This window comes from Rhizobium sp. PvP014 (genome assembly GCF_017876855.1).
In the GTDB taxonomy this organism is placed as follows: Bacteria; Pseudomonadota; Alphaproteobacteria; order Rhizobiales; family Rhizobiaceae; genus Neorhizobium; species Neorhizobium soli.
This window is the reverse complement of record NZ_JAGIOT010000001.1, coordinates 1,010,708-1,019,698: the sequence shown is the minus strand read 5'-3', so window position 1 is coordinate 1,019,698 and position 8,991 is coordinate 1,010,708. Positions and strand designations below refer to the sequence as shown.

The following is an 8,991-nucleotide window of genomic DNA, read 5'->3' as shown; positions in this document are numbered from 1 at the left end:
CAAAACTTGTAAATTCGAGCACTCGGGGTAAAGAAGACGAAGCTCCTCGGCATACTGGCCGAGGAGCTTTTCGCGTTTCTCCTCGCTGTCGATCTCGCCAGACGCGATTCGCGCCATTAGATCGTTGCCTGCCGCAGCGATGAACTGCTGCTCCATCAGATCGAGGACCTCCATCGAGGCCATGATGTTGGCAATCGAGCCGTGCACCTGCAAACTCGCCGGCTCATGGCCTGGTGTCTTACCGATCACAACGGTCTGGATCAGATCGCGAACGATCGTGACCTGAGCCCCTGACCTTCCTCCAGATTTTGGTAGAGTCCGTCACATCAAGGAGACGGACGAATGAAGCGTTCACGGTTCACGGAAGAACAGATCATCGGGATATTGAAGGAGCAGGAGGCGGGCGCGAAGACGGCGGACGTCTGCCGCAAGCACGGCATCTCGGACGCAACCTTCTACAAATACAAGGCGAAGTATGGCGGCATGGACGTGTCCGATGCGCGCAAGCTGAAGGCGCTTGAGGACGAGAATGCCAAGCTGAAGAAACTGCTCGCCGAAGCCATGCTGGACAATGCGATCCTGAAGGATGTCGCTGCAAAAAAATGGTGACGCCCGATGTGAAGCGGGATGCGGTGGCTCATGTCTGTGCGCAGCATGGGGTGAGCCAGCGTCGGGCGTGCGAGGTTCTGTCGGTGGATCGGTCGAGCATGCGATATCGCAGCGTGCGGCCTGACGATGCGGCCATTCGTGAGGCGATGAAGAAGGTGGCATCTGAACGACGCCGCTTCGGTTATCGCCGTATCCACGTCATGCTCGACCGGCAGGGGATCGTCATGAACCTGAAGAAGCTTCGGCGTCTTTATCGGGAGGAGAAGCTGACGGTGCGCAAGCGCGGCGGCCGGAAGCGAGCCTTGGGGACAAGGCGTCCTCTGGCTCTGCCCTCGCGTCCCAATGAGCGCTGGAGCCTGGACTTCGTCAGCGATGCCTTCACCGACGGTCGCCGCTTTCGGGTCCTGGCCGTCGTTGACGACTTCACCCGCGAATGCCTATGCCTGGTCGCCGATACATCCCTGTCAGGCGCAAGGCTTGCCCGTGAACTGGATAGTCTCATCGCCAGACGCGGAAAACCGAGGACGATTGTCTCGGACAACGGGACGGAGATGACCAGCATGGCCATCCTCAAATGGTGCCAGGAGAGCAAGGTCGAATGGCATTACATCGCCCCCGGCAAGCCGATGCAAAACGGCTTCGTCGAAAGCTTCAACGGCAGCTTCCGCGACGAGTGCCTGAACGAGACGCTGTTCTCGTCGCTCGCTCAGGCCCGCGCCGCAATCACTGCATGGAAGGAGGATTACAACAGAAACAGACCGCACTCGTCGCTGGGCAATATCACCCCCAGCGAATTCGCAATGAAAATGGCCATGGAAAAACAGGCCGCATGAGGCCAGATTAAAAATCCAAGACTCTCCCGAAAACTGGAGGGAGATTGGGTCTCAGGTCAATCGGCATAAGATGCTGCTTTGCTTCTTCGTTGCCATTGTTGCGGGCGAGGAACAGCAGTTTGCGAATGGCAACCTCGACATTGGTGGGATTGAACTGCTGCTTCAGCTTTGCGATCTTCTCCTGATAATCCTCCGCCGGCGCGTCCATGCCGGCAAGTTCCAGTACAAGCTTCCCACGCGTGGCTTCCAGTTCATCGAGTTGGTCATCGAGGATGGCAAGGCGCGGCCGGCCTTCAGCGTGCCGGTCCTGGATCTGTTGCATCAGGCTCTTCTGGGCTGTGTTGATCGACCCAACTTCGGCCGCCAGCGAGACCTTGCGGGATGGTGTACGCTTCAGCACTGAGACTTCATGCGCGATCATCCTCTCTGAAATTCGGTCGAAGGTAGCGAGCGAATAGAAGGCCGCCGGGATGCAGTTGAGGACGCGGTCTTCAAGTTCATGACGCGTAATCGTCTTGCTGTTACCGCAGCGGGCACCGCCAAGTTCGTCGATTGGCAGCCGCTTTTTGCGGTTGGTGCAGCTGTAGCGTTCCTTGCCACTGATGGCAAAGGGTCCGCCGCATTCAGCGCATTCCAGCATCCGGCTCAAGAGATATTCTGGTCTGCGCGTCGCGGTCAGTCGGTTGCTGTTGGCATTGTCGTAGAGGTCGCCAATCACCGCATCGCGTTCCGGCGCGCTGGCCCACAGGGCGTCGGTGACCATGCGCATTGACGGAACCTCAGATGATACCCATTCACTTGCATCGTTAGGTCGCGCTGTCCGCCGCTCCGTATCCGGGTTCTTGCGGTACTGGCGCTTGTTCCAGACCATTCGGCCGACATAGCTCTCATTGTTCAGGATGCCGGTACCACGGCTCTTGTGACCACGGATGGCAGTATCCCGCCAAGCCTTGCCACGCGGCCCAGGCACCGCCTCCTTATTGAGGATCTCAGCGATGTCGTTCGGAGATACTCCGTCGGCATACATCTTGAAAATGCGCTCGACGACCTCTGCCTTGACGGGATCAATCTCGCGCAGGCCCTTGATGCGGTCGCCATTGCCGTCTCGCTGCTGAGAGAGCATGTAGCCGTAGGCGAGGCAGGTCGAAGCCTTGCCCTTGCGTACGGCGGTCTTCATGCCTTCTCGGGTGCGGTAGCGGATCTGCTCGACCATCTCATGGCTGAGCGTGGACCTGAGATGCAGTTCCATGTTGGTGACAGCCTGGCCGGCTTGCACCGTCCAGATCGTCGCGTCGTGGTAGTTGACCTCCTTCAGGATCTTCGAGCTATGCTCAACGTCGCGCGACAGACGGTCGACCGTGACACACAGCACGATATCGATCCCTCCGCGCTTCACGTGCCTCAAGAGGTTCTGGATACCAGGACGCGATGTGAAGCGCGTGCCGCTGACCGCTGCGTCGGAATAGGTGGCGGCGAGCGTCCATCCTTTATCTTCGATGAAGCTTTTGCCGAGTTCGATCTGTGTCTCGAGTGAGACCTCGTTCTGTCGGTCGGTGGAGTAACGGGCATAAAACAGGACGTTCTTGGTCATAGGGATACTCGTCTCAATACTGAAAGTTCGGAAAAGCGGCATGCGTTGTGGCAAAGCCGTCGCAAGCTTAAGGCCACTGCGGGCTGCCGAGCCATCATGGCCCGGCACTCATTCCCAGAGCTCAACGCGGCATCCGGTGCAACATCTGGTGAGAGAGGGAAACGATCTGATGGATGAACACTTCATCCAACTCGGTCAGCGTGTCCGACGCATCAAATCCTGCCTTGTGAAGCAGGTTGCATGACCGGATTGCGTCACGAATACGCATGCATCCGATTGCCGTTGGAATGAGCATCTCCCAAGCAGCATTTGGCGCTGTGTCGAGGGACCTGATCGAAAACGAGAGACTGAAACTTCCATTGAAGCGGATCTTGCGCTTGCGCCCATTGGGCGAGAGCAAGATGCGTTCCGCGTTGACGGTGAGATGGATCGGCTCGTCGAAGACATAGAAACTGTCCTCAATCTTGCAGGGTGCGCTGGACAGTGCGTCGTGAAGTCTATTCAAGACGGCCGCGTTCTTCTTGATGAACACCAAGAGCTCTTGACTATCCTCCTCGGAGTGGAAGACCTTGAACGTATCTTTCTGCGGGAAGAGCTTTTGCGACATGGTATCTCCTGATCGCTGTTGACCATCGTCGTCGTTGACGATGGTCAGCGGAGGAGACTTCGCTGGTCATGTGGCAGGATCGTCCTCGGCACACGCCGCAAGAAGGACCCGATACCGGCGCATAAGAAACGGCTGGAGCGGTGTGGTTGATCGTGACCATCGAGCGTCTCCTTTCTGTATGCGGCGCGGCGCCTGGGGTTGAACATCGGTTGAGAGCTTTATGCTACAGCTTCGCACGCGACGCAAGTGCATGTAATTGTTGACAATTCCGCTTTCTGGAAAATTCTTGAACGATAATCCCGTAACGGCACAACTTCGCGCAGGCCCGGCAGCGATAATTGTGGCCGGCCGGCTGGAGCGTAATTGTCTGCTAACCACGTATTGATGCGGGCACTGGGCTTCGAGGTAATCCCGAGACGAGGTTGTCAAAGCCTGGGCTGTCGATGGCGCTACGAAAGGCCGGCCAGATGCGGTCGTGGTCCAAAAAAGCCTCTAAAATTCCGATTCAGAATCAAACGGCGTTTTGGGGAGTAATGGGGAGAGAAGACATATAATTGCAAACGCCGTTAGGCGTTTGAGAGGCAAACCATTGATAGGACCGGCAACCCATAGGGGATGAGTGGCGACCTCGATGGTCGAGGGAGGGGCCGTCCTCACTGGTCGCCATCGGGGCCATCTGGACCGTTGGGATGAAGCAGGTGGACCTTTCGGCGAAATGGCAGGCCACCGGTCCGGTACTTGGTGACGAGGTCATCGAACACTCTGTCGGATGCCTGCTCATCAAACCCCTGGTCGACGAGCACCGAGACGATCTTGTCGCGAAACTTCTCGAGTTCCCTGAGCTCCTCCTTCTCGACCGCCCGTGTGATCAGCCAATACAGCGCAACCCGCGCGATGTCATCGCGGCCAGGGCGCTTGGCCCGCTTGTCGGCATCGCGCTGCTTCTGCTGGCGCTCACGCTGCTCCCGGTTACGGGCATCTTCCGGCTTTCGTGGCATCTGGGGCCTTCCCGCCGCGCACCAGTGACAGGCTGGCGAACTGCCAGCGTACCGGCAACGCCGTTTACATGAATCGGAATTCTCAGGTTTTGAATCGTTGGCACAGAGTTTTGAATCAAATGACCGCAATTTGTTTCGACGTGCGGGCAACGTCTGACGAAGCAGAACGACTTATGGACTGCAAACGCCGTTATGGGAATCGCGATTTTGCAGTCGTGAATCGGAAAACTGGAATCTTGAATCAAAACTTGGCAGTTCGGAATCGAATGACCGCAAATTGAAATGAAGTGCGGGCACGTCAAAAGAACCTGAAACCATTTATCCCGACAACACGCGGATACTGGCACAGCGCGGCTGACGCGTAAACGAGACATCGGTCTGATCGGCATGACCCGTCGCTCGGCTTGGGCGAATTCGCTGTGAGCCCGACGTTAACCCTGTTCAGGATCTGTTCTCATTGGGCCAGAAGGATCCTTGAGATCCCCATAGGGTCCTGTCATCCTTTGAAGCATTCCACCATCGGAATATCAAACGGCCCAAGCCAGTGCGTCAACACCGACCTGGGCCTGACCCTCAGCCTTCGCGAAAAGGAATCGGGCTATGAACACCTTTACTGCCTCTGCCTCCACCGGGGAAGCTCCCCACACCTTCCGCCGCTTCGGCAACCGCGCTTCCATCACGGCAATGGAGCCACCGGCGCTGCGGCGCTTTGCGCACAGTGTCTCGTTCACCGACGTCGAGACCGATCTCGATCTGTTGATCGACAAGGCGATCACTGCCATTGCCGATGGTGAACCGACCGACGACGAGATCCTCGGGCATTATGTCCAGGTCGCATCTCTGGTCCGGGCAATCAGCTTTCGCGAAGGCAAGCTGCTGGAGCAGGCGGTCGAGCGCCTGTCCAAGGCCAATCCGGATCTCACCGTCTTGACGCATTCGATCAAGTTGCCGTTGGTCAAGACCGCGATCGAGGCAATTGCCGGAAATGCCTGGCACGACCTCGACGGCATCAAACTCGACTGGGAGGCACCGGCCAAAGGCAGCTACACGCCCGACCTGATCATCGTGAACCGTGCACGGCACTCGGCATTCATTCTCGATCTCAAGCGCTCGCTGGCTTCCTACGGCGACACCAGCCGCCTTGAAGAGTTGAAGGCCAAAATGATGGCAGCGGCCATGATCCTGCCGGACTGGCTCTACAAGACCCAAAAGCGCGTCATGGTGGATACGGTCGGCGTGGCAATCGTTGATGGTGCCAGCCGACCAAGCAGTCACGAGACCGGCATCTGGGCTCTTTCTGAGATCGACGACCTGCTCGAGATCGATGGCGTAGCGTTGTGCATGGCGCAGGTGCGTCGTCGGTTCGGCATCCGGGTGCAGCAGCTTCTGGAAACGGAAGCGCGGAAAGCGCTGGGTCTGCCGTCCACGCGTTCAACATCCATCACCGGGCTTGCATCGTCAGCGACGCATCGACCGAGGATAAACCTCAACGCCCTCGGCTACGATCCCGACGACGATCGGTTCCTCGACGAGCCCTTCCTCGATCGCGCCGAGCCTGAGGAAGAACCAGCGGACGCGCTGCCGCCGATCCGCCAGCCGCTGCGCATCCGCGTCGGCTTTGCCCGTCGCTCACTCGATAGCTGATCGAGCTGACCGCGCACTGACGGAGCCCTGATCGGGGCTGCGGCGCACGAGGCTTCCTCGTGACCGCCGGTCACTCTGTCGCCCATCACCCTTCCTATGAACGCCGTCCGCATTCCGGACGCCGCGTGCGGAGCTTTGTCCATGTCTTCCGAGACCTCTACGCCGTCAGCTCGACGGTCCGCTATCCGCTATCATGCCGTTGAGACGAACACAGCAGGCTCGTCACCCTGTCTGCCCCACCTCGATCCCGCCGTACTCGTCGGACTATCGCTCGCTTATGCAAGACAGCGCGCGGCGATCCCCGCAGCTATCACTGTGCCGCTGGCTCAGCTCGCCGATCAGGGTGATGCCACCTGCCGCCTGGTCGTCGACTGGCTCGACGGTCGCTTGGCCTCAGCCTGCGATCTCGATCGCGGCCCCGATCTAGATTCCGATCCGTGTCCCGGTCCCGATCCCAATCTCGATGCGGGTGCCTATAACCCGGTGTTCACGACTGCCTCTTCTTCGCAGGTCGCTCGGCAATACCGGCAGCGTGCGATCGACGGACCACGCGTGAGCATCACGCCGCAGCCACAAAAAGTCCGCGGTCGTTCGCGCTCTCGGTTTGCCAAAACGGCAATTATTGCCGCGACCGAGGAGAACCTGTGATGGACAAGCTGTCTCACCTATCCGTCCGCCGCCTCCGTCATCTCGCCGCCCGCGAAACCCGACGCCACGCCCTGGCGAACGGCCTGCTGGAGTTGAAGATCGCGGAGGTGCGCGGCAATCTCGTGCGCCGCTACACACCGGCATACGATACCAGTCCGCTGACCTTCGACCCGTCCGTTGATCTTGCCTGGTTGGCGCGGACGTTTGGATCCACGCTGCATGCGCCACCAAGACCGCAGACCGGCGAGGCGGGCACGCAGGCAGGTCATCAATCGCTTGGGGCGGCAGGGCGATTGACCGGCCTGGTATCAAGATTGGCGGTGAATCGATCGGCTTCGCCCCTGGGAGCCGTGCCTGGGCATGCCTTTGACCGGCGCGTTTATGCTGTCGGGCTGGTTGGCCTTGCTGCACCTCCGGTCAATATCGTCCACATTGCCGCGTCCCTGCTGCTTGCGCGTGCCGTCTCCTCGTGTGGCATGACCTTGGCCCAAGTGATCGACATCGTGCGGCGACCGGCACCGATTATCACCATGCTGTCGCCGGTGGACGGCGGGGAGGACGCCCTGCTGAAGCTGATCGAGATGACCGGCCTCATTCCTGGGGGTCCCTATGCTGGCGCCACCGGCGACAATTTCTACGACCACGACACGGAGGTTCCTCCCGACATCGAGACACGGCGGCGCTTAGTTCACTTCCTCGGCAAGGGGATCCATCGCGACACCCGGACGATGAAGCTTCGTTTGGAGACGGCGCTCGGCAGTGACTATCCGATCGTTGCCATCGCAAAACAGCTCAACGATATCCCCGATCAGATCCGGGCTGCAGCCGATCTCCATCTCGACACCGACACCGTTGATCTCGCCTTGGTGACCGATCTGCTGCAGGCGGTCTATAGCGATATCGATCCAGGTGACCGGCGTCTCCAAGGATTCGATCCGAAGCTGTTGACGCTGAACGATCTCGTTCTTGCCCTTCGGCCGGGTCGCCCCCTGGACCAGGCTTTGATCGTGCTTGGACAGCTTGCCGCCCGCAACGCCGAAGATGGCGAAGACGACGGTGCACAGAAATCCACGGCCAGCCCTACGGCAAGACAGTCGGCCGTTGGTGAGACAAAGAATGCCGACAACTCCTCCGCGTGGAAGAAGAAGGAAAAACCTTCGGGAGCCGAGATCATCAAGCCGGAGCCATTGCCGGATGAGAGTTCCGGGCATGCCAAGCCACCGGTTACGGTCGAGACACTGTCCGGCTACGGTGCTGCGCAACGCTGGGCGCTCGATCTCAAACTCGACCTTGGCGATTACTGCACCGGCGACCTGGAGTGGTCGCAGATGAGCACCAAGCTTTTGCTGTCAGGTCCGCCGGGCACCGGCAAGACGAGCTTTGCGCGGGCGCTGTGCAACACATTGCAGACGCCGCTGGTGGTAACGTCGGTGTCGACCTGGCTGCAGGGCGGCCATCTCAACGACGTCATCGATAAGATGTCCCGGACATTCGCAGAAGCGCGCAGCCAAGCCCCCAGCATCCTGTTCATCGACGAGATCGATGGTATCGGCAAGCGCGTCGATCCCGACCGAGAATACAGCGAATATTGGAATACGATCGTCAACAAGCTGCTCGAACTGCTGGATGGTGCGGTCAAGAGTGAGGGCGTTATCGTCATCGGCGCTACAAACCGGCCCGAACACATCGACGGCGCTATTAAGCGCTCAGGGCGGCTGGAGACCCATATCGAGATCCCCAAGCCCGACATTCTTGCGCTTGCAGGCATCATTGCGCACCACCTCGGCAAGGACATCGATGTTCTGATGGAAGGCGCTGCGCCATCTGAGCGACAGCGACTCGACAAGGTTGTCGGCGAGGCGTTTGCGGCAGAGACCTTTGTGGGGGCCGTCGAGGCTGTGCAAGGAGGTCAGCTATGAACCATTCACATCCCAGCGCGTCCTTACCCGCTTCGGTGTCAACAGCACTGGCAGCCGCGACTGTTCATTCTGGAGCGGCGCCAGCGTCGGTGGCATTAAAGTGCCCTGGAGCGGACGGTCTCTCCGCCGACGCGGCGCCTCT

7 protein-coding genes and 1 pseudogene are annotated in these 8,991 nt (G+C 59.3%); 4 read left to right on the top strand and 4 right to left on the bottom strand.

Features of this window, described 5'->3' with window-relative positions:
* Positions 1-249: pseudogene (locus J3A65_RS04585) on the bottom strand (hypothetical protein); the annotation flags it as partial.
* Positions 250-342: 93 nt separating this feature from the next.
* Here J3A65_RS04585 and J3A65_RS04580 point away from each other — a divergent pair.
* Positions 343-1,442 (top strand): IS3 family transposase gene (locus tag J3A65_RS04580; protein WP_209899056.1). Its coding sequence is split into 2 segments (ribosomal slippage): positions 343-595 and positions 595-1,442, totalling 1,101 coding nucleotides; the frame shifts between segments, so codons are not numbered across the junction.
* A gap of 7 nt (positions 1,443-1,449) precedes the next feature.
* Here the strand turns inward: J3A65_RS04580 and J3A65_RS04575 are convergent.
* The 3 genes from J3A65_RS04575 to J3A65_RS04565 form a co-directional block, all read right to left on the bottom strand.
* A complete protein-coding gene (locus tag J3A65_RS04575; protein ID WP_209899841.1) occupies positions 1,450-3,033 on the bottom strand; it encodes a recombinase family protein in 1,584 nt (527 codons plus the stop codon).
* Between the two features lie 121 nt (positions 3,034-3,154).
* Entirely contained in the window at positions 3,155-3,640 is a 486-nt protein-coding gene (locus tag J3A65_RS04570) for a hypothetical protein (RefSeq protein WP_209899838.1), read from the bottom strand.
* 653 nt (positions 3,641-4,293) lie between these two features.
* The gene (locus tag J3A65_RS04565; RefSeq protein WP_209899835.1) at positions 4,294-4,638 is read right to left on the bottom strand and encodes a hypothetical protein; all 345 of its coding nucleotides are present in this window, start codon (positions 4,636-4,638) and stop codon (positions 4,294-4,296) included.
* Between the two features lie 600 nt (positions 4,639-5,238).
* Here J3A65_RS04565 and J3A65_RS04560 point away from each other — a divergent pair.
* The 3 genes from J3A65_RS04560 to J3A65_RS04550 all read left to right on the top strand — a co-directional run bounded on the left by J3A65_RS04560 (position 5,239) and on the right by J3A65_RS04550 (position 8,849).
* Complete coding sequence (locus tag J3A65_RS04560) at positions 5,239-6,282, top strand: hypothetical protein (RefSeq protein WP_245341441.1); 1,044 nt, start codon at positions 5,239-5,241, stop codon at positions 6,280-6,282.
* A 141-nt stretch (positions 6,283-6,423) separates the two neighbouring features.
* Positions 6,424-6,930 (top strand): hypothetical protein, encoded by a 507-nt coding sequence (locus J3A65_RS04555; RefSeq protein WP_209899832.1) that lies wholly within the window; start codon positions 6,424-6,426, stop codon positions 6,928-6,930.
* Positions 6,930-8,849 carry an ATP-binding protein gene (locus J3A65_RS04550; protein ID WP_209899829.1) on the top strand — a complete coding sequence of 640 codons (1,920 nt, stop codon included), beginning with the start codon at positions 6,930-6,932 and terminating at the stop codon, positions 8,847-8,849. The genes J3A65_RS04555 and J3A65_RS04550 overlap by 1 nt, the downstream gene beginning before the upstream one ends.
* The last annotated feature ends 142 nt before the right edge of the window (positions 8,850-8,991 follow it).

Coding starts and splice junctions, on each gene's coding strand:
- J3A65_RS04575 (WP_209899841.1), bottom strand. CDS start 3,033: ATGACCAAGAACGTCCTGTTTTATGCCCGTTACTCCACCGACCGACAG.
- J3A65_RS04570 (WP_209899838.1), bottom strand. CDS start 3,640: ATGTCGCAAAAGCTCTTCCCGCAGAAAGATACGTTCAAGGTCTTCCAC.
- J3A65_RS04565 (WP_209899835.1), bottom strand. CDS start 4,638: ATGCCACGAAAGCCGGAAGATGCCCGTAACCGGGAGCAGCGTGAGCGC.
- J3A65_RS04560 (WP_245341441.1), top strand. CDS start 5,239: ATGAACACCTTTACTGCCTCTGCCTCCACCGGGGAAGCTCCCCACACC.
- J3A65_RS04555 (WP_209899832.1), top strand. CDS start 6,424: ATGTCTTCCGAGACCTCTACGCCGTCAGCTCGACGGTCCGCTATCCGC.
- J3A65_RS04550 (WP_209899829.1), top strand. CDS start 6,930: ATGGACAAGCTGTCTCACCTATCCGTCCGCCGCCTCCGTCATCTCGCC.